At 72.1% G+C, this 20,317-nt stretch carries 14 protein-coding genes; 9 read left to right on the top strand and 5 right to left on the bottom strand.

The annotated features are described in order from the left end of the window. Positions 1-152 precede the first annotated feature (152 nt). Positions 153-4,217: an nSTAND1 domain-containing NTPase gene (locus FHR33_RS07425; protein ID WP_281388310.1), complete on the bottom strand. Its 4,065-nt coding sequence runs from the start codon at positions 4,215-4,217 to the stop codon at positions 153-155. Between the two features lie 34 nt (positions 4,218-4,251). On the opposite strand from FHR33_RS07425, the gene FHR33_RS07420 reads away from it, so the two are divergent. The 3 genes from FHR33_RS07420 (at position 4,252) to FHR33_RS07410 (ending at position 6,760) form a co-directional block, all read left to right on the top strand. After that, positions 4,252-4,746 (top strand): RICIN domain-containing protein, encoded by a 495-nt coding sequence (locus FHR33_RS07420; RefSeq protein ID WP_183645241.1) that lies wholly within the window; start codon positions 4,252-4,254, stop codon positions 4,744-4,746. 68 nt (positions 4,747-4,814) lie between these two features. After that, positions 4,815-6,020, top strand: a complete 1,206-nt coding sequence (locus FHR33_RS07415; protein ID WP_183645240.1) for an MFS transporter — start codon at positions 4,815-4,817, stop codon at positions 6,018-6,020. Next, positions 6,017-6,760 carry a PIG-L deacetylase family protein gene (locus FHR33_RS07410; protein WP_183645239.1) on the top strand — a complete coding sequence of 248 codons (744 nt, stop codon included), beginning with the start codon at positions 6,017-6,019 and terminating at the stop codon, positions 6,758-6,760. The genes FHR33_RS07415 and FHR33_RS07410 overlap by 4 nt, the downstream gene beginning before the upstream one ends. On the opposite strand, the gene FHR33_RS07405 is transcribed toward FHR33_RS07410, so the two are convergent. After that, positions 6,747-9,602 (bottom strand): AfsR/SARP family transcriptional regulator, encoded by a 2,856-nt coding sequence (locus FHR33_RS07405; protein ID WP_183645238.1) that lies wholly within the window; start codon positions 9,600-9,602, stop codon positions 6,747-6,749. The two genes, FHR33_RS07410 and FHR33_RS07405, sit on opposite strands and share 14 nt — an antisense overlap. A gap of 147 nt (positions 9,603-9,749) precedes the next feature. Between FHR33_RS07405 and FHR33_RS07400 the strand changes: the two genes are divergently transcribed. Further along, on the top strand, positions 9,750-10,796 hold the full coding sequence (locus FHR33_RS07400) for a class I SAM-dependent methyltransferase (protein ID WP_183645237.1): 1,047 nt from the start codon (positions 9,750-9,752) through the stop codon (positions 10,794-10,796). A gap of 83 nt (positions 10,797-10,879) precedes the next feature. Here FHR33_RS07400 and FHR33_RS07395 read toward each other — a convergent pair whose 3' ends face one another. Then, entirely contained in the window at positions 10,880-13,159 is a 2,280-nt protein-coding gene (locus FHR33_RS07395; RefSeq protein WP_183645236.1) for an ATP-binding protein, read from the bottom strand. A gap of 181 nt (positions 13,160-13,340) precedes the next feature. Here FHR33_RS07395 and FHR33_RS07390 point away from each other — a divergent pair, with 181 nt between their 5' ends. Genes FHR33_RS07390 through FHR33_RS07375 form a run of 4 tightly spaced genes read left to right on the top strand, consistent with a single transcriptional unit; the run spans position 13,341 to position 15,611 of the window. After that, positions 13,341-13,796, top strand: a complete 456-nt coding sequence (locus FHR33_RS07390) for a carboxymuconolactone decarboxylase family protein (RefSeq protein WP_183645235.1) — start codon at positions 13,341-13,343, stop codon at positions 13,794-13,796. Between the two features lie 3 nt (positions 13,797-13,799). Beyond that, positions 13,800-14,303, top strand: a complete 504-nt coding sequence (locus tag FHR33_RS07385) for a pyridoxamine 5'-phosphate oxidase family protein (protein WP_183645234.1) — start codon at positions 13,800-13,802, stop codon at positions 14,301-14,303. A 10-nt stretch (positions 14,304-14,313) separates the two neighbouring features. Beyond that, the gene (locus FHR33_RS07380) at positions 14,314-14,826 is read left to right on the top strand and encodes a helix-turn-helix transcriptional regulator (protein WP_183645233.1); all 513 of its coding nucleotides are present in this window, start codon (positions 14,314-14,316) and stop codon (positions 14,824-14,826) included. Next, positions 14,826-15,611 (top strand): alpha/beta fold hydrolase, encoded by a 786-nt coding sequence (locus FHR33_RS07375; RefSeq protein WP_246452576.1) that lies wholly within the window; start codon positions 14,826-14,828, stop codon positions 15,609-15,611. Before FHR33_RS07380 ends, FHR33_RS07375 begins: the two co-directional genes overlap by 1 nt. A 27-nt stretch (positions 15,612-15,638) precedes the next feature. Here FHR33_RS07375 and FHR33_RS07370 read toward each other — a convergent pair whose 3' ends face one another. After that, positions 15,639-16,214, bottom strand: a complete 576-nt coding sequence (locus tag FHR33_RS07370) for a TetR/AcrR family transcriptional regulator (RefSeq protein WP_183645231.1) — start codon at positions 16,212-16,214, stop codon at positions 15,639-15,641. Between the two features lie 84 nt (positions 16,215-16,298). Between FHR33_RS07370 and FHR33_RS07365 the strand changes: the two genes are divergently transcribed. Continuing rightward, positions 16,299-17,858, top strand: coding sequence for an FAD-dependent monooxygenase (locus FHR33_RS07365; protein ID WP_221240986.1), 1,560 nt, complete (start codon positions 16,299-16,301; stop codon positions 17,856-17,858). A gap of 192 nt (positions 17,859-18,050) precedes the next feature. On the opposite strand, the gene helR is transcribed toward FHR33_RS07365, so the two are convergent. Then, positions 18,051-20,207, bottom strand: a complete 2,157-nt coding sequence (gene helR, locus FHR33_RS07360) for an RNA polymerase recycling motor ATPase HelR (protein WP_221240985.1) — start codon at positions 20,205-20,207, stop codon at positions 18,051-18,053. Positions 20,208-20,317: the final 110 nt, after the last annotated feature.

Raw genomic sequence — 20,317 nt, 5'->3', positions numbered from 1 at the left:
CGCATCAGGTTACGAACGGGACGCCGTCCTGCGCGTCAGCCGCAGGGTGGAAAGAGAAGGGGACCTTCACCCGCCCTGCCGACGGTGCTGCAACTTCTGCGGTAGCCCGCCCGCGGTATGGCGGAGCCCCGTCAGGCGGCAGCTCCATGAGGTCATCGGTGGCAGGTCCGCTGATAGGCCAGTTCCGGGATGTGCGCTTGCCACTCGGCAGGGGACAGGCCGCCGTCCCGGCGGCAGATCACGGCGGTGGCGGCGCCTGGATCGACGGTGATCTCCCGTAAGGCCCCGTCGGCGGATGAGACGAGGAGAGCGGTCCGGTTGAACGCCACGGCCGGTACGGACCGGGTGTGGTAGGTGATCGGTGAGGCGATCCGCTGGTGTCCCCGCCAGTCCCATAGCTGGATGCCGTATTCGCCTTCGCCGGCGACGGTGGCGAGCAGTTCGCCCCGCGGGTAAGGAACGAGAGCGTTGATCGATGCCGTGTGCGCCGTCTGCGGCGGGGACAGGGGCCTGCGCAACTCCCTGTCCCAGAACGTCACACGCCCGTCGACGTCGCCGATCGCGGCCATGTTCTCGATGAAGAGAATCTCTCCCTCGGCGCGGGCGTCGGATGATCGCCGGCGTATCTCGCCGGTGGCCGTGTCGACCAGTAGGCGCCCCTCCGGGGACACGTCCACGAACAGCCGGCGCCCGTCAGGCTCGAAGATCATGATCCCGGATCCCGCACCGGCGACGGTGCGGAGCCATCGGCGAGCTCGCACGTCCCACAGCTCCAGGTCCCACATCGCCTCCTTGTCATCTGGATACGGGCTGAGCGGGACGAACGCGACGGTTTCGCCGTCGGGGGAGAAGGTCAGGGACATGACTCCGACGGCGCCCCGGCTCCGGACGCGGAACGCGCCGACGCGGCGGCCGTTCGTGACGTCCCACAAGGTCACCACGGGGGACGCGGGGTGGGCGAGCGCGAGCGTACGCCCATCGGGGCTGAACACCGGGGCGTACGCCGTCTCCGTGGAATCCTCTTCAGGAAGATCGTCGACGGGTAGCGGGCCGCTCACGGGTTTGCGCGCGGCGACATCCCAAAGGCGCACCTCCGGCCTGCCCTTCCGGTGATTCGTCGTCACCAGGTAGCGGCCGTCGGGGCTGAACAGCCGCTCGTCACCTCCCGGAGCGAGTACCTCGGGGTGGGTGTAGGGGGAGATGTCCAGGACGTTCACCGTGCCGTACTGGCCGGTCACCCGGAGAAGGCGGGTATCCGGTGAGAAACGGGCATCGGCTGCCACGACGTCGGAGGGAATCGGGGAGCTCATCAGCAGTGTGCCGTCGTCCACCCGCCACAAGGTCACCCGCCCCTCCGCCTGCGTTCCGACCAGGAACCGGCCGTCGGGGCTGAACTCCACGCGCCCGGACGCCGGAAGCAGCGGGCGTAGAACCGCCTTGCCCGAGGAGAGGTCGAACAGCCAGATGCCGTCGGAGGTGGAGACGGCCAGGTGCTTGCCGTCTGGGCTGAACGCGCCGTCCGTGGCGGTGTGCGGCAGCCAGGAGGCCCGGAGCGGCTTGCGCTGTTCGAAGTCCCACAGCTCCACTCGCCGCCCCGAACTCCTTCCATCGCCTGAGGATGACAGGGTGGCCGTCAACTCGTCGGCGTTCACCGGGATGACCAGGGCCAGCCGGCCGTCCGGGCTGATGGCGCTGACCGGCTCAAGGAGCACGCGTGTGCCGTCCGCGACGCTCCAGACTTCGTTCAGCTCATCGCGGACCCCGATGAGAAAGCGCCCGTCCGGACTGAACTCCGTAGGAGCGAGCTGGGGGAATGCCACGCCGAGATCCGTCAATCGTGCGCCGTCGACGGCCCACAACCGGGTGTCGGTATCGTCGTCCACCGCCACCGTACGGCCGTCGGGGCTCCACACCACTTTCCAGACCTGCTGCCCGCTCCATCTCGTGTTCGCGATCTCCTTCTTGGTGACCAGGTCGAATATACGCAGGGCGGCAGGCTCGGCCGCCGTCCCGGGTGTGTAGACGGCCAGTTTGGTGCCGTCCACGCTGAGCCCATGCACCAGGTCCGTCGCGTTGTACGGGGCGGTGACGACGTCCACCAAGGGGAGCGCCATCGAGTCGATCAGCTCGCTCCTGGCCTCGGGGACCTGGGCGATCCGCCAGGCGGCGGCGCTCAGGCGGCGGGCCAGCTGCGGGTCGCTCATCCGCAGGGTGGCCGCGCGTCTGGCGGCCAGCCGGGCCGTCGCCTCCCGCAGCCGGTCGTCGGCCAGTCCGGCCTGCCGGACGGCGACTCCCGCCGCCACCATGGAGGCGACCAGCAAGATCACCAGAACGGCCGAGACGGCGACCCGCATGAGGGAGGTGCGCCGGGCCAGTGCCGCGCTCGCGTGAACGAAGTCCCGTTCTAGGGGCGTGAGGTCGTCGCGGTCCCCCGGCTCGACGAACAGCTTGTCGACGACGGCCAGGCGGCTGCCCCGGTAGAGCAGCCCGGCATCCCGGCCATGCGCCTCCCACCCTTGGGCCGCCTCGGTCAACTGCCGATGTGTGCGCAGGCGATCGCGTCCTTCGTCCACCCATCCACGCAGTCGCGGCCACGACTCGATCAAGGCCTCATGCGCGAGCTCCACGCTGTCCTGGTGCAGCGTGAGCAGCCTGGCCGCGGCCAGCTGCTCGATGACCAGCGCGGTGTCCGCCTCCCCGTAGGGGTCCAGCTCCGCCCGGGCGGCGGGACGGCGGGTGTCCTGGGCCTGCTCGCCCGGACTGATCAGCCTGAGCAGGACCCGCCGGGCGATCCTCGCCTGCGCCGGCGACAGGCCGGCGTAGAGCTCCTCCGCGGTATGGCTGATCGCCCCATGGACCCTGCCCACGCTCTCGTAGGCGCCCAAGGTCAGCATCTTGCCCGTACGGCGGCGCCAGACCTCCCGCAGCGCGTGCGACATCAGCGGAAGTGCCCCCGGCTCGTCGGCGACGTCGGCGACGATCGCGGCCGTCAGCGCCCGCTCCACCGTCAGGCCCTCGGCCATCGCCGGCCGGACGATCGCCTCCCTGAGCTCCTCGTGCCGCATCGGCCCCACCAGCAGGTTGGCCTCGCGCAGCGCTACGGTGAGCTCGCGGTGCTCGGCGCATCGCCCGTAGAAGTCGGCGCGCACCGCTATGACCACCTTCATCCCGCTCTGCGGTTGTCGCGCGCTGAGCAGCAGGTCGATGAACTGCCCCCGCTCACGCTGGTCCCTGCAGAGCGTGAACACCTCCTCGAACTGGTCGACCACGATCAGTGTGTCGAAGCCGCCCTCGCCAGGGACGAACCGGTCGGCGTGCCGCATCGGGTGTTCCCCCGGGGTGAGTACCAGGCTCTGCCCGAAGGACTGACCCGAGGGTGTCGTCTCCCCACGTGCCGCGGGGACGAGCCCGGCACGCAACAGGGACGACTTACCGCTGCCCGAAGGGCCGAACACCGCGGCGAAGCGATGCCGCCGAAGCAACTCGTGCACCTCCTCGACGAGCCGCTCCCGTCCGAAGAATCGACCGGAATCATGGGTGTCGTAGGAAGCCAGCCCCAGGTACGGCCCGGCGGCGTCATCCTCGTCCGCCCTCTGGCGGGCCAGTTCATCGGCGACCTGCTGCCAGCGGCGCTCCCATTCGGAGAGGTCTCCGTCGCATGCCTGCACGAAGGCCAGGACGACGGGCAGTGAAGGCAGACGCTCGCCCGCCGCCGCCTGCGACAGCGTGGTGACCGAGTAACCCGCGCGCTTGGCCATGGCCCGATAGGTGAGGCCGTCCGCTTTCTGGCGCAGGTCGCGTAACTCGGAGGCGAAGCGTTGAACCGGTCCTGCTTCCGGGTCCACCGGACTTTCGCGACGGCCTGCCACCGCTATCGGACTCCGTTCACTGGACGACCAAGAGGGTTCGCCTCGACGCGTGACCCGGGTTCGCCGATCGCGTGCGTCGCGGCGTGCAGGCCTGCGCGGGCAGGCAACGCACGAGGGCCGATCGGTGTCAGAAGCCACTGCCACGGGTCGGGGAGGCGTGGCGAGGACCCGTTCGCCGAGAGAAGCATTGTTTGCCTGTCTGATGAGGGGTGTCGAACAATCGTGCCGCCATGATCCTGGTGCCACAGGTCTCCGCGGGCAAACGGTCAAGGGCCGCTTGCCCGCCGTGGGCCGCAGGGGGAGCTGTCCCGGCCTGCTTGCCCATCGTGACCAGTCTCGTGATCCCATCCCCCCTTGATCACCCACCGAGTGAAGGACCTCCATGCGCACGAGCTCCAAGACCACCGCCGTGGTCGTGACCGCCCTGACCGTCCTGTCCCTGTCGCCCGCCGCGTCCTCACAGGCCGTGGCGTCCTCCGCCGGCCCCGGCCGGGCGCACGTCAACGGCGCCACCGGCATGTGCCTGGCCGTCGGCGGGGGAGAGGTGAAGGCCGGCAAGCCGGTGATCCAGTGGCCCTGCATCGGGAGCAAGGCCCAGCGCTGGATCCACCGCTCCGACCGTCGGCTGGTGAACGTCAAGACCGGGTTGTGCCTGGCGATCGGGCGGGGGGAGAAGAAGCAGGGCAAGGTCGCGATCCAGTGGCCGTGCACCGATGGCGGGCTGGCCCAGGAGTGGGTCTACGACGGCATGCAGCGGCTGCGCAACAGGGCCACCGGCATGTGCCTGGCCATCGGGTCAGGCGAGAAGCTCAAGGGCAAGAAGGCGATCCAGTGGCCCTGCAAGATCACCTCCGAGCAGGCCTGGTTCCGGCGGTGACAGCGCCGCGGTAGTGCGCTGCGAGTCCGTGCTTCCACGATCGGATGGCGACGAACGTGGAGGACGAGATGGACGATGACGTGGTCAGCACGGCGGTGCTGGACCGGACAGCCCGCCTACCGGAAGGGGACCGGCGCAGGTGGCTCGCGGTCGTGGCCCTCGGGATCGGCGCGTTCGCGATCGGTACCGACATGTTCGCGATGGCCGGGATGCTCGGCGGGATCTCACGGGACCTCGGTGTCACCGTCGGCGCCGCGGGGCTGACGGTGACGGTGTTCGCGCTGGCGTACGCGATCGGCGCGGTGCTGCTCAGCGCTCTGCTCGGGTCGTGGCCGCTGCGACGGGTGCTGATCGGCTCAGCGGCGCTGTTCGGGATTCTGAGCGCGCTGTCGGCGGTGGCGCCGGCGCTTCCCGCGCTGCTCGCCGTCCGGGTGCTGGGAGCGCTTGCCGCGTCGGTCTACGTGCCGGCCGCCTGCGCGGCGGCCGTCGCGGCCGTACCGGCGAGCCACCGCGGGCGGGCGCTGAGCGTGATCTTGGGGGGTACGGCGACCGCCATGGTGCTGGGCGCTCCGCTGGGTGTGGCGCTGGCGTCGAGGCTCTCGTGGCGGGTGGCGTTCGGGCTGGTCGCCGTGCTGGCGGGGGCCACCGTGATCGCTCTGCTGCTCACCCGTGCGGGGCCGGGCCCGCTGACGCGCGCCACGGTGCGCGAGCGGCTGCGCCCGATGCGTTCGCCTGCCGTCGTGGGGGTGCTCGGCGTGACCTTCCTGGTGATGACCGCCTCGTACAGCATGTACACCTACCTTCCCCTGCAGGTGGCGGCAGGGGCAGGGCCGCTCGGGCTCGGGCTGTTGATCGGGGCGTTCGGCATCGGAGGCATGCTGGGCACCTGGTGGGGCGGGACCGCGGCCGACCGGAGCGGCCCTCGACGGGTGATCTTGCCGGCTGTGGCCGTGCTGGCCGTGGCTTTCGCGGCGCTCCCGCACGTCGCGACGACGGCGGCCGGGGCGCCGGCGGTCATGGTCGCGTGGGGGATCGCGGCCTGGGCGTTCGTCCCCGCACAGCAGCACCGCCTGATCGGATTGGGGGCGGGGTCGGCGCCCCTGCTGCTCGCCCTGAACAGCTCCGCGATCCATCTCGGGTCCGCGGCCGGCGCGCTGTCCGGTGGCCTGGTGGTCGACACCGCGGGAGTCGGCGGTCTCTGTGTGATCGCCGTCGCCTGCTGCGGCGCGGGCCTGGCCGTACACGGCATATTCGGCAGGGAGGTCCTGGCATGATCGAGCGTGCGTGTGATGTCGCCGACCTGGGCGTCATCCTGGGGATCTGGGCGCATCCTGACGACGAGGCCTACCTGTCCGGCGGTTTGATGGCCCTGGCTCGCGACAGCGGATCGCGGGTGGTGTGCGTGACCGCGACCTGCGGCGAGCTCGGCACGGGTGACCCGGTGGAGTGGCCGCCGCATCGACTCGCCGCGGCGCGCGCCCGCGAGCTGGCGCGCTGCCTGGAGATCCTCGGGGTCGGCGAGCACCACTGGCTCGGCTACAGGGACGGGCAGTGCGCGCAGGCCAGCAGGTCCGACGCGGTCGCTCGGCTGTGCGACGTCATCGAGCGGGTGCGGCCCGACACCGTGCTCACCTTCGGCCCTGACGGCATCACCGGTCACCCGGACCATCAGGCGGTCTCGGCCTGGACCACCGCGGCGTTCGGCCGCGCCGCCTCAACCGGAGCGCGGCTGCTGTACGCCACCTTCGCGGAGCGGCGGGCACCGCGCTGGAGCGCGCTCAACGAGAGCTTGGGCATCTTCCCGCCGGGATACCCGATCACGACACCGGCCCACCTGCTGGCGGTCGACCTCGTGCTGGACGCGGAGACGGCGGCCCGCAAAGTCCGTGCCCTGGCGGCGCAGGAGACGCAGACGGGCGAGCTCATCGCCGCCATGGGCGTCGACCGTTTCACGGCATGGGTCGGCGACGAGTCGTTCGCCGAGCCGCGCCCAACGGCTGTCAGGACCGAGTGAGGTTCCGCTCGATCGCCTGCCGAGCCAGCTCGAGGAGGGCGACCCGGCTGGGGATCGGCGTCGCTGAAGCGGCCACGGCGCGCGCGGGGCGTTCGCCGTGGGAGCGGTCCACGGCCGGAGCGTCGGGAGCCTGGGCCGCCGCGGCGTCGATCAGCGCCGCGGGCTCGTCGTCGCCGAGCCTGCGTAGCAGATCGGCGAGGTTGCGCAGGGTGACCCACAGGTGGGTCCAGTTGCCGTTGCGGGCGAAGTATTCGATGACGTCGCGGTAGCCGCCCAGCGCCTCGTGGACCCGGCCCGTGGCGGCGCGCACCGACAGCAGCCCGACGGTCGCGACGCCGACGAGAAAGGTCGCGCCCGAGGTGCGGGCCAGGTCGATGGCACGGAGGTAATGCCGCTCGGCCGGCTCGCTGTGGCCCGCGAGACTCTCGATCTCTCCGGCGACGTAGGCGCCCCACGAGAGCATCGTGGGCGACACCGCGCCGGCCAGCCCCCGCTCGTTCAGTCCGCGCGCCGCATCAGGATCACCCGCGTAGGCGGTCGCGAGGGCGGCGATCCCCAGGCTCTCCCGGTGCGGGCCGGCGAGAACGGTTGCGGCGAGGGAATGCTCGACCACGTCGTCGTAGGCGCCGCGCGCCAGGTCGGCCACCGACAGCACCATCAGGCAGTGCCATGACCCGATGCTGTCGCCCGCCTTCTCCAGCCCGGCGCGGGCGAGCCGGTCGGCCTGGCGGTAGTCGCCACGGTGGTAGGCGGCTTCCCCCGCGGTCGCGAGCACGGCGCCGGCCCGCGGGTGGCCGGCGAGCCCCTGGTCGCCGGCCAGTTCCTCTGCCCAGTCCCGGAGCTCGATCAGGTCGCGGTAGGCGACCGTCTCGAACAGCGCGATGACCATCGCCGCGGCCTCGTCCAGACAGCCCCGGCTGCGAACCAGCCGCCACGCGGCCCGCAGGTTCGGCAGCTCGCGGCGCAGGACGGCGTCCGCCTCGGGCTCCCGCTCGGTGGTCATGGTGGCCTCGATCCATGAGGTCAGCTCCACAGCCCACCGGGCCATGCGCTCCACGGCGGCCTTCTCCTCGCCGGCCGCCGCGAGCCGGTCCAGCCCGAAGGCCCGCAGCGTCTCCAGCATGCGATACCGGGTGGTCCCCTGGAAGGAGGCGTCGATCATGGAGGCGTCGACGAGACGGGCCAGAGCGCTTCCCGGATCAGTGTCCAGGCCCAGCTCGGCGGCGAGCCGCTCGGCGGTGTCGAGATCGACACCGTCGGGGAAGACCGACAGATGCCGGAACAGCCGCCGTTCGTCCTCGGTGAGGAGCTGGTACGACCACTCGATGGTCGCGCGCAGCGTGCGGTGCCGGTAGTCCGCGCTGGGCCTGCCATCACCGAGCAGGTCGAGCGAGCGGTCCAGGCGGCCACGCAGATCGGCGAGGGACAGCGTGGACAGCCGGCCCGCCGCCAGTTCGATGGCCAGCGGCATCCCGTCGAGCCGGTGCACGATGTCGGCGACCGTGCACAGCTCCGCCGGCGTCGGCGGTGGACCGGGGCGGACCCGTCGGGCCCGGTCCAGGAACAGCGCCACGGACGGAGCCCGCGAGGGGTCCTGGTCGGGGCGGGGCAGCGGAAGCGGCGCCAGCCGTGAGACGTATTCGGCCGCCAGTCCGAGAGGTTCGCGGCTGGTGGTCAACAAGGAGATTCCGGGACATGAGGAGAGGATCACGTCCACCGTGTCCCTGACCCCGTCGAGCAGGTGCTCACAGTTGTCGATCATCAACAGGCCGGGGTGGTCGCCCAGCACGGCGACGCACGCGGACAGCACGTCACCCTGGTCGATCTTCAGGTTCATGGCCGCCGCCAGCGCGTGCGGGATGGCGGCGGGGTCGGTGACCGGCGCCAGCAGCAGCACCGTCGCCGTGCCGCTCCGCAGCGCGACCTCCAGAGCGACCCGGGTCTTGCCGATGCCGCCTGGCCCCACGAGCGTGACCAGGCGCTCGGCCGCCAGCAGCCGATGCAGGGCAGCGACCTGGGACTCCCGGCCGAACAGCCGCGTGGTCGGCCGGGCGGGCCCCTCGGGCCGGCTGGGCGGGGAACCGGCGGCGCCGCCGATGATCTCGCGGTCGAGCGCGTCGAGCGCGGCTGAAGGATCGAGGCCGGTCTCCTCGACCAGCCTGCGCCGATACTCCCGTCCGACGCGCAGGGCCTCCGGCGCCTGCCCGGTCGCCGCCAGCGCCCGCATGAGCAGCAGGACGGCGGGCTCCCGCAGGGGGTCGGCGGCCGACGACGCGGCGGCCAGGCCCAGGATCTCATCAGCCTGTCCTGCGGCGAGGGCGCTGTCGACCAGCGCGTCGGTCACTTCGCGGCGCAGCTGCGCGTACTCCTCGACCGCGGTGGCGATGGGCACGACGTCGGAGAGGTCGGCGAGAACCGGCCCTCGCCACAGCCCGTGCGCCTCCTGCAGCAGGGAGAGCGCGCCTGCCGGGTCCCGCTGCGCCGTCGTACGCGCCGTCGCGAGCAGTGCTCGCGCCTGTGCCACGTCCAGTTCGTCGCGCTCGAGCGCGAGCAGATAACCGTCATGCCGCGTCTCGAGCCGGGCCGCCGCAGGACCGAGGTGCCCACGCAGCCGGGACACGTGGTTGTGCAGGGCCTGACGCCCGGATTCTGGAACCTCCGACGGCCAGAGCGCGTCCACGAGGCGATCGACCGTGACGACTCGGCCCTCGGCGAGCGCGAGCAGCGCGAGCACCGCCCGTCGTTTCGGGCCGGACACCTCCACAGGGGCGCCGTCAACGAGGAGCCGCAGCGGCCCGAGCACCTCCACCCGGACCGGCGGCGGCAGGCTCCTGACTGCCATGGCATCCCCCGTGTCCAACACTCCCGTGACGAGGACGAACTCGGCCTGTTAGCACGACGATAGCCCGTGCGAGGGCCGTGAAAGGCGGCGGGCCGACCCTGGGGTTGTGACCGGCACCAGCCGGTCCGACAGGAGGGGAGACCAGAGATGGACCACGAGAAGGTGAACGAGTTCCTGGGCCGGTTCGTGAGCGACCTGGCAGCGACCGACGCCGCCGGCTCCGTCGTCATCGGGCAGCGGCTCGGCCTCTATCGCGCGCTCGCGGAGGGCCCGGCGACGCCCGAGCAGTTCGCCGAGCGCACCGGGTGCCACCTGCGCTACCTCACCGAGTGGCTGCGCGGACAGGCCGCCGGGGGATATGTCAGCTACGAACCGGAGACCGGTCAGTTCTCGCTGACCGAGGAGCAGGCGTTCTGCCTGGCCGACCCGAACGGTCCCAACGTGCCGACGGCCTTCCTCATCTCTCTGGGCATGCTGCGCGCGGAACCGCGCATCACCGAGGCGTTCCGTACCGGTGCCGGCGTCGGCTGGCACGAGCACGACGAGGACGTCTTCGTCGGGTGCGACGCGTTCTACCGGCCCGGCTACGTCGCCGAGCTGATCCCGAGCTGGATCCCCGCGCTGGACGGTGTCGAGGCGAAGCTGACGGCCGGGGCCCTGGTCGCCGACGTCGGCTGTGGTCTGGGCTCGTCGTCGGTCCTGCTCGCCGAGGCGTATCCGCGTACCACGGTCGTCGGCTCCGACTACCACGCCGATTCGATCGCGCTGGCGCGCAAGGGTGCCGCGGAGGCCGGGCTCGCCGACCGGGTCAGCTTCGAGGTGGCCACCGCGCAGACCTTCACAGGGACCGGCTACGACCTGGTGACGATGTTCGACTGCCTGCACGACATGGGCGACCCGCTCGGGGCGGCCAGGCGGGTGCGGGAAGCGCTGGCTCAGGACGGCACGTGGCTTCTGGTGGAGCCGTTCGCCTCCGACAGGGTCGAGGAGAACTTCAACCCGGTGGGACGGCTGTTCTACAGCGCCTCCACGTTCCTGTGCGTCCCCAACGGCCTGTCCCAGCCGGGCGGGTACGCGTTGGGCGCGCAGGCCGGTGAGGCGGCGATCCGCGAGGTGATCACGGAGGCGGGCTTCACCCGATTCCGGCGGTCCGCGCAGACGTCGTTCAACGTGGTCTACGAGATCCGGCCGTGAGGCGGGGTGCCCGTGGGCGCTCGACCGGACGGCACGCGCGTCATCCGACGTCGCGGGGTCGGGTCGCGAGAGCGCGGCGCGGCTCAGCCGGCGAGGAAGGCGCGCATGTCGTCGGCTTCGGGCAGTCCCATGCGCACGTAGACATCCAGCGCGCCGGTGGCGTGCTCGCGGGCCAGATCCCGCTCGCCGCGCTCGCGGTGGGCGCGGGCCAGCCCTTCGTGGGCGGCGGCCTGTCGGGCAGGGTCGCCGGCCTCGACCGCTATGGCGAGGGCCGCACGGTGGTCCTCCACCGCCTGTGTCGTCTCGCCCAGGTGGCGCGCCGCGGTGCCCATGCCGTTGAGCGCGTCGGCCTCGCCGCCGGGGTAGTCGAGGCCACGATGGTGCTCCAGCGCCTGCCGGTAGTGCTCCAGCGCCTCCGCTGGGCGCCCCCGCCACAGGCAGATCTGCCCCAGGTTGGCGCGGATCGTGCCCTGCCCGCCGGGCAGCCCGATCGCCTCGAAGCCCGCCAGCGCCTGCCGCAGCGCCCGCTCTGCCTCGTCGTAGCGGCCCTGCCGCCCGGCGACCAGCCCCAGGTTGCCCAGCACGATGGCCACGTCGGTGCCGGCGTCCACCTCGCGGAACAGCTCAAGGGCGGCGCGGAAGCGCTCTTCCGCCCGCAGGTCGTCGCGCTCGCGCCAGTGCATGTCGCCCAGCGCGTTCAGCGCTCTGGCCTCGCCGTACCGGTCGCCGATCTCGCGGGCCAGATCCCTGGCGTGCTTGGCGTCGTCGTGGGCGGGGTCGTAGCGGCCCTGGCGGGCGTTCATCGACATCCGCTCGTTCAGCAGGTGCACCTCGCCGCCCCGGTCTCCGAGGTGGCGGGCGGCCTCCAGCGCCCCGCCGTACAGCGGGAGCGACTCGGCGTGGTGGGCGTGGCCGTCGAGGTAGGGGTAGAGGGTCCGCGCCAGCAGGACCGCGTGCTCAGGCCAGCCGTGCTCGGCGGCGTACGTCCCCGCCGTCACGAGGTTGGCGCGCTCGCCGTCCAGCCAGCGCAGCGCGTCGGCGGGGCGGGCGAAGGGCTCCCCCGCGGGTACGGCGGGCCGCAGGTGCGCGCCTGAGGGGTAGAGCAGGTTCGTGGCGGTGGCCGCCGCCCTCACGTAGTGGTCGAGCAGCCGGGTCAGCGCCCCGCGCTTCTCGTCCCGCTCCTCGGCCGCCCCGCGGGCGAGCTCGCGCAGCAGGTCGTGCTGGTGGTAGCGGCCCGGCACGTTCTCCAGCACCAGGCTGGCGTCGACCAGGTCATCCAGCAGCCGGCGCGCCGTACTCACCGGGACCTCGGCGAGCGCCGCCGCGGCGTGCACGCTCAGGTCCACGCCGGGCGCCAGGCCGAGCAGGCGGAACATGCGGTGCTGCCCGCCGTCGAGGTCGCGCAGCGACATCGACAGCACCCCCGCGGTGCCCAGGTCGCCCTCGCGCAGGTACTCCGCCAGCGTCTCCAGCGTCCAGGCCGGGCGGTGCCGCATGCGCGCGGCGGCCACACCGAGGACCAGCGGCAGGTGCCCGCAGCGGCGCAGCACCTCCTCCAGCGCGGGCGAGTCCTGGGCCCGCGCGTCGCCGAGCGCCGCGCCGAACAGGTCGGCCGCCTCGCGCGGGCCGAGCACGTCGAGCGAGACAGGGTGCGCGTCGCCGAGCCCGACCAGCCGCCTGCGGCTGGTGATCAGGACGATGCTGGACCCGGCCCCCGGCAGGAGCGGCCGCACCTGCGCCTGGCCCGCGACATTGTCGAGCACGACGACGGCGCGCCGCATGGCCAGCTCCGACCGCCACAGCGCGGCGCGCTCCTCCACCGCCTCCGGTATCCGCCCGGACGGCACGCCGAGCGCGGCCAGCAGGATCCGCAGCGCCTCGGCGGGCTCGACCGGATCCCGGCCGGGGGTGAAGCCGTGCAGGTCGAGGTAGAGCTGCGCGTCGGGGTAGTCGGAGGTCAGCCGGTGAGCCGCGTGGACGGCCAGGGTGGTCTTCCCGACCCCGCCCATCCCGTCGATGGCCACCACGCGGTCGGCGCGCGCGGCCGTCAGCACCGCGGCCAGTTCCTCCTGCCGTCCGGTGAACGTGGTGATGTCGTACGGCAGGTCGTTGCGGGTCACGGTGACGGCGGGACCCACCCGGGGGCCGCGTTTGCCCGCCTCCCACAGCGGCCGCAGCGGCCGGGGGTCGACGCCCGCGACCTGGCAGAGCCCCACGACCACCGACCAGGGCGGCACGGCCTGACCGGTCAGGTAGCGCGAGAGCGAGGAACTGCTCACGTGGAGTGAGCGCTCCAGGTCGCGCAGGCTGCGGCCGCCGGTCTCCCGGATCTGGCGCAGGCGCCGTGCGAGATCCTCGCTCATGCTCCATCCTTCGGACGTCCCGTCCCGGGACAGCGCAGGGACAACTGGATCTCACTGTATCGCCCGAGGTCAGCTCGTCCGCCCAGACGGTGATCGCGTCCCGGACGGCTCGCGGCCGGTGGCGGGCGGCCGTGGCCCCGTGGCGTCATGGAGCCGCGAGCCACTCATTCAGGAGGACACCATGAACCCTCGGATGCCGAACCCCGTCACCGTGCTGCCCGGCGCGATGCGGCCACTCATGAAGATCGTGGAGGTCGCCAGGCAGGGCGGTGTCCCTGAGACCACGCTGGAGCTGCTGCACCTGCGGGTCAGCCAGGTCAACGGCTGCAGCGCCTGCGTCGACGGCGGGTCACGCACCGCCAGGAAGTCGGGTGAGAGCGAGGAGCGCCTGGGGGCGGTGACGGCCTGGCGCGAGACGCCGTACTTCACCGACGCCGAGCGGGCCGCGCTGGCCCTGGCCGAGTCGGCGACCCGGCTGGCCGACCGGCAGGACGCCGTCCCTGACCAGGTCTGGGACGAGGCGGCCAGGCACTACGACGAGCGCGGACTGGCCGCGCTGATCCTCATGATCGGTGCGACGAACCTGTTCAACCGGCTCAACGCCTCGACGCGGCAGATCGCCGGGGCGTGGGGCTGACCGATGAGCACCACCCTGACCACCGTGAACCCGCCCGCCCGCTCCCTCGCCCTGCGCATCCGCGACACCCTGGACCGGCTCGACCGTGACGTCGACGCCTGGTTCGCCACCGCCGATCCGGCCGGCCTGCCGTACCTGGTGCCGCTGTCGTTCCTGTGGGACGGCAGGGCCCTGCTCATCTCCACGGCCAGGACCAACCCGACGGCCAGATTCCTGGAGGCCACCGGCAAGGTCCGAGTCGCGCTCGGCCCCACGCGCGACGTCGTCCTGATCGACGCCGAGGTACGGGAGGTGATACCGGCCGCCGAGCTCCCGGCCGAGGTCGGCGACGCCTTCGCCGCCAAGACGGGCTTCGACCCGCGCGAGCAGCGCGGCGCCTACCCCTACTTCCATGTGGTCCCGCTGCAGGTCCAGGCCTGGCGCGAGGTGAACGAGCTCGCCGGGCGCGATCTCATGATCGACGGCAGATGGCTCAGCGATCCGCAGACGGCCATAGGTGTGATGTAGACTATGTGTCATGTCCCTTAGACATGCCATCCTCGGCCTCCTCGACCTGAAGCCGATGACCGGGTACGACCTCAAGAAGACCTTCGACGACACGGCCCGGCATTTCTGGGCTGCCGATCGGTCGCAGATCTACCGGACCCTCGGCGCCCTGCACGCCGACGGCCTGCTGGACGAGCACGTGATCCGCCAGCGCTCACGCCCGGACCGGCATGAGTACCGGCTGACCGAGGCGGGCTCCGCCGAACTGGACACCTGGCTGCGCTCCCCTGCGCCCACCGAGTTGCCGCGCGAGGCGTTCCTGGCGCGGGTCTACTTCGCCGGCCGGGCCGAGGATCCCCAGCTCGTACGGAAGCTCGTCGATGAGCGCAGGGCGCTGTTGAGGCGACGACTCGACGAGCTGCGGGCGCTGGAGGCGCCCACGACGACGTACCCCGAGCGTCTGCGGGCGATGACGTTGCGCAACGGCATCGTGCACCACGAGGCCGAGCTCAGCTGGCTCGACGAGCTCGAGGAGGCGCTGTGATGTTCGTGCACGAGGAACATCAGGACGCCGGCGAGACCCTCCTGTTCCTGCACGGCGGCAATGTCGCGGGGTGGATGTGGCGCGACCTGGCGGCGTCGCTGCCCGATCACCACAGCCTGATCCCGGACCTGCCCGGTTTCGGCGCGTCCAACGCCGAGCCCTGGACGAGCGTCGCCGAGGTGGCCGACTCGGCGGCGGCGATCATCCGAGACCGCGCCCACGGCGGACGCGCGCACGTCGTCGGCCTCTCCCTCGGCGCCGTGGTCGGCACTGTTCTTGTGGCACGCCATCCCGATCTCGTCAGGAGCGCGATGCTCACCGGCGCGCCGCTCCAGGGCGTGGGGACGACGACAAGGGTGTCGGGGGTCGCGCAGATCCGGTGGTGGGGTTCGCGCTCGTACTGGCGGGTGATGGCGCGCGCGTTTCGGTTACCCGATGATTCGGTCGACACGTTCGTGGAGACCGGCATGGGGATCGACCGGGCGTCGGCGCGACGCATGCTGACCCAGGTGTACGAAGGCGTGCCGGCCACGGACCTCGAGGGCCTGCGGCGTACACGGACGCCGATCCTGATGCTGGCGGGCGAACGGGAGCCGAAGGCGGTGCATCGAGCGCTGGCCGAGGTGACCTCCCGGGCGCCGAAGGCGGTCGCGCGGGTGGTGCCCAGGATGCACCACGTGTGGAGCGCGGAGGACCCGGAGCTGTTCCGTCGCGTGCTCCAGCACTGGCTGGCGGCGCGCGAGCCGGCACCCGAGCTGGCCTCACGCCGCCGGCCCGGCGACTGAGAGCGACGTTCACGGGCCTGGCGTGCCTCAGTGGTGTCGCTGGGAGAGGAGCGCGGGGATCACGGCCGCCAGGACGTCGCGGGGGGACATGGCGGGCACGCCTAGCGTGATGCGGTCCAGGGACAGGCCGGTCAGCACCGAACCGAGGGCGTCGAGCTGCTCGTCGGTCGCGTCCGGGTGCACGGCTCGGGCCTTGCGGGCGATCACCTGGAACGCGCCGGCGCGCATCTCGCGCATGAGAGCGGCCAGCTCGGGATTCCGCGCGGCTTCCAGCGACAGCTCGACTCTGGCCAGGTAGCGGTTGCGGGCCGTGCCGTCACCTGCCTCGACCGTCGCGGCGAGCAGGTCGAGCAGTTCGGCGGGGGAACCGGGCAGGGGCGTGACGGCGAGGCGGTCCAGGTCGGCGAGCTGGAGATCGAGCAGGCGCCGCACGATCGCCTCGTACAGAGCCGATCTGGTGCGGAAGTAGTTCGAGGTGGTGCCGTCGGGGACTCCGGCGGCCTTGTCGATCGCCCGGTGCGTCACCTGGGCCAGGCCGGAGTCGTCGATCAACCGCAGCGCGGTGTCGGCGAGCAGGTCACGTCGGTCACTCTTCCTCGGCATGCCCTTGACAGTACTACAACGTAGTACTACACAGTAATCACTACACCGTAGTGAATGGCTGGGGTGCAGCGGGAGGGGAGTCCGATGAACACAGAGGTCCTCGTGGTGGGTGCGGGCCCGACCGGCCTGACCCTGGCGGTCGAGCTCGCCCGCCGGGGCGTGGCGCACCTGGTGATCGACCTGAACGACGGCCCCGCGACCGGGTCGCGGGGCAAGGGGCTGCAGCCGCGCAGCCTGGAGGTGCTGGACGACCTGGGTGTCATCGAGGAGATCCTCGCCAACGGCCAGGTCGGCCTCTCGTTGCGGATCCACCAGGGACACCGGCCCACCGTGGAGCTGTCCACCGCGACCGCCGCGGGCCCTCGGCCCGGCGTGCCCTACCCCGACCTGGTGGTGCTGCCCGAGTGGCGGGTGGAGCAGGTGCTGCGCGACCGGCTGGGGCAGCTCGGCGGCAAGGTCGTCCACGGCGCCGAGCTGGTCGCCTTCGAGCAGGACGAGGAGGGCGTGATCGCCACGCTGGGAAACGGCGAGAAGGTCCTGGCCCGCTACCTGATCGGCTGCGACGGCGGGCACAGCACCGTACGGCGGCTGCTGGGCGCGACGATGGACGGGCGCACCCACGCCGACCAGTACTTCCTGGTCGGCGACGTGCGGGTCGATGGCCTGACCGACGACGCCTCCCACGTCTGGTTCGGCGAGGGCGGCACCTACCTGGCCTTGGCGCCGCTCCCGAACGCCGACGGAGCGTGGCAGTACCAGGCCAACGTGCTGCCCGGCCCCGGCGGATCGGTGCCCGAGCCTACCTTGGAGATCTTCCGTGAGCTGTTCCTGCAGCGGTCCGGACGCGCGGACGTGCGGCTCAGCGAGGCGACCTGGCTGTCGCGCTACCGCTTCAACGCCCGGATGGTGGACGGCTACCGCCACGGTCGGGTCTTCCTGGCAGGGGACGCCGCGCACGTGCACTCCCCGGCCGGCGGCCAGGGCATGAACACCGGAATCCAGGACGCCTACAACCTCGGCTGGAAGCTGGCCGCCGTACTGGCGGGCGCCTCCGACGCGCTGCTGGACAGCTACGGCACCGAGCGGATGCCGGTCGCTGCCCAGGTCCTGGCCAGCAGCTCCCGCGGCTTCGAGTCGGTCTTCGCTCTCAAGGGCGTGCGCCGGCTCCTGCGCGACCACCTGATCTTCCCGCTGGTCAAGCGGCCCGCCATCATGAGCCGCCTGCTCGCCAGGACCAACCAGCTCGACATCTCCTACCCCGACTCGCCCCTCACCGTGCCCAGCGACACCGCTCGTGGCCCGCGTCCGGGCGAGCGCGCCCCCGACGCCCGCGGCACCGCCGCCGACGGCACGCCGATCCGGTTGTTCGATCTCCTGCGCGGCACGCACTGGACGCTGCTGGGCTTCGGCGCCAGGACCGCCGCCACCGTCGCCGGCCTGCACCACGCCGACCTGCGAAGCTGCCTGGTCGTCGGCCCCGACGCGGCAGGCGTCGGCAACTGTCTGATCGGGGCCGAGGCCGCGCGGGTGTTCCGCGCCCGCCCCGGCACCCTGATCCTGATCCGCCCCGACGGCTACATCGCCGCGCGCACCACCGACCCTCAGATCATCACCGGCCACCTTGCCGGCATCCTGCCCGCATGAGTGCGGAGCCGCCGCCCCGCGACCCTGGGCACCCGGCGACGACGGAGGGCAGCTCCACGCATCTGTGGCAGCGCCCCCGCGGGCGCCGGGCCGACGTGCCGAACCCGAACCGCCATGACGACACCGTCGACGTGTGCCGGTGTCCAGGAACGCCGCCGGCTCGGCCGGGAGCCGGCGTGCGTCCGGCCGAGGTCAGGAGCTCGTGAGGATGACGAGTTGCTGGGTCGCCCGGGTCATCGCGACATAGCGGTCGACCGCCCCCTCGATGCCCTCGCCGAAGGACTCCGGATCGATGAGGACGACCAGGTCGAACTCGAGCCCCTTGGCCAGCTCCGGAGTCAGCGACCGGACGCGGGAGGTCGCAGGGAACGCCGGATCGCCGATCACGCAGGCCGTCCCGTCGGCGTGCGCGGCCAGCCACGCCTCCAGGATCGAGCCCAGCTCCGCGACGGATCCACGGGTGACGGGCACGCCGTTGCTGCGGATGGAGGTCGGCACGTTGGCGTCCGGCAGCGCGGCCCGGATGACCGGCTCGGCTTCGGCCATGATCTCCTCCGGCGTCCGGTAGTTGACCGTCAGCGAGGCCAGGGTGATCCGGTCGAGCCCGACCCGCTCCAGCCGGTCCTGCCACGACTCGGTGAACCCGTGCCTGGCCTGGGCGCGGTCGCCGACGATGGTGAAACTGCGAGACGGGCAGCGCAGCAGCAGCATCTGCCACTGCGCGTCGGTCAGTTCCTGCGCCTCGTCCACGACGATGTGCGCGAACGGGCCGGCCAGCAGGTCCGGCTCGATGCCCGGCACCGCCGTCTCGTCGACCAGGGCGTCTCGAAGGTCCTGCCCGCGCAGCATCGTCACCACCCCTTCACCGTCGTCATCGGCATCCAGCAGGCGGTCGACGACCTGTGCCATGCGCTCGCGTTCGGCGGCGACAGCCGCGTCCTGGCGGCGCTTGAGCCGGGCCACCTCAGGGTCGCCGAGCCGCTGGCGGGCCGCGTCAAGGAGCGGCAGGTCCGACACCGTCCAGGCCTGGGCGTCCTCACGCTGCAACACCCGGATCTCCTCAGGGGTCAGCCAGGGAGCGCACAACCGCAGGTAGGCCGGCACCGTCCACAGGTCGCCGACCAGGTCGGCCGCTTCGAGCAGCGGCCACGCCCGGTTGAAGATCGTGAGCAGCTCCCTGTTGCGCAGCAGCGACTTGCGCAGCAGCTGCGGCGGCGCCTCGTCCTCGTCGTGCTTGTCCAGCAAGATCGTGAGCAGTTCCTCCCAGATCACGTCGCGCGCGTCGTTGTGCGGCGTGCCGGGATCCGGCGCCGCGAACGCCTCGGCCCAGTCCTCGGCGCTCAACCGGATGTCGGACCAGGGAGTGGTGACCGTCATCGGCTGGGTGGGCGGGTTCTCATAGAACCGGACGGCCGGCTCGATCGCCTGCACCATGCGCGCCGACGACTTCAGACGCTCCACCTCCGGGTCGGTCTCGATCGCCGCCGCGGCTCCTTCGGCGACCAGGTCGCGCAGGGTGCAGGTCTGCACGCCCTCCTCGCCGAGGCTGGGCAGGACGTCGGCGACGTAGGCCAGGTAGGGCTGGTGCGGACCGACGAACAACACGCCGCCGCGGTGATGACCCAGGCGGGGGTCGGAGTAGAGCAGGTAGGCCGAGCGGTGCAGCGCCACGACCGTCTTGCCGGTGCCAGGGCCGCCGTCGACGACCAGCGCGCCGGCGGACCCCGCGCGGATGATGGCGTCCTGGTCGGCCTGGATGGTTCCGAGCACGTCACGCATCCGGGCCGACCGGTTGCTGCCCAGGCTGGCGATGAAGGCCGACTGGTCATCGAGCGCGGCGTGCCCGACGAGCCCGTCGGGGGTGAACACCTCATCCCAGTAGTCGCTGATCCGGCCGCGGGTCCAGCGGTATCTGCGGCGGCTGGCCAGCCCCATCGCGTTGGCGTGGGTGGCTCCGAAGAACGGCTCGGCCGCGGGCGAGCGCCAGTCGAGCAGCAGCCGGCGTCCGGTGCTGTCGGTCAGGCCCAGCCGTCCGATGTAGACCGGCTCGCCGCCGTCCGCGCTGACCATGTGTCCCAGGCACAGGTCCAGCCCGAAGCGACGCAGGGTGCGCAGCCGGGCGGTCAGCCGGTGGATCTGCAGGTCCCGGTCCATCGCGGCGCGGCCCGCGCCGCCGGGCGCCTTGCGCTCGGCCTCCAGCCGGTCCGACAGGTCGGCGATCGACTCGGTCAGGGTCTGCGCGATGGCCGCGAAGTGCTGCTCGTCACCGGCGATCAACGCCGGGTCGGCCTTCGGGGCGAGGTGGTCGGGAAGGTCAAAAGCGCTGGTGGTCAGGTAATTCACGTTCATGGCTCCGATACAGGGTCGCCGGCGCCCTCGCGTGCGGCGGGGCGTCCGGACCGGGGTGACGAATCTGGCGGCCATGACGAGCGACGCGCTGTCTGACGTGGCCGCCATGG

The sequence above is a fragment of the Nonomuraea dietziae genome (assembly GCF_014195505.1).
Taxonomy (GTDB): Bacteria; Actinomycetota; Actinomycetes; order Streptosporangiales; family Streptosporangiaceae; genus Nonomuraea; species Nonomuraea roseola.
This window is presented reverse-complemented; position numbering and strand designations above follow the sequence as displayed.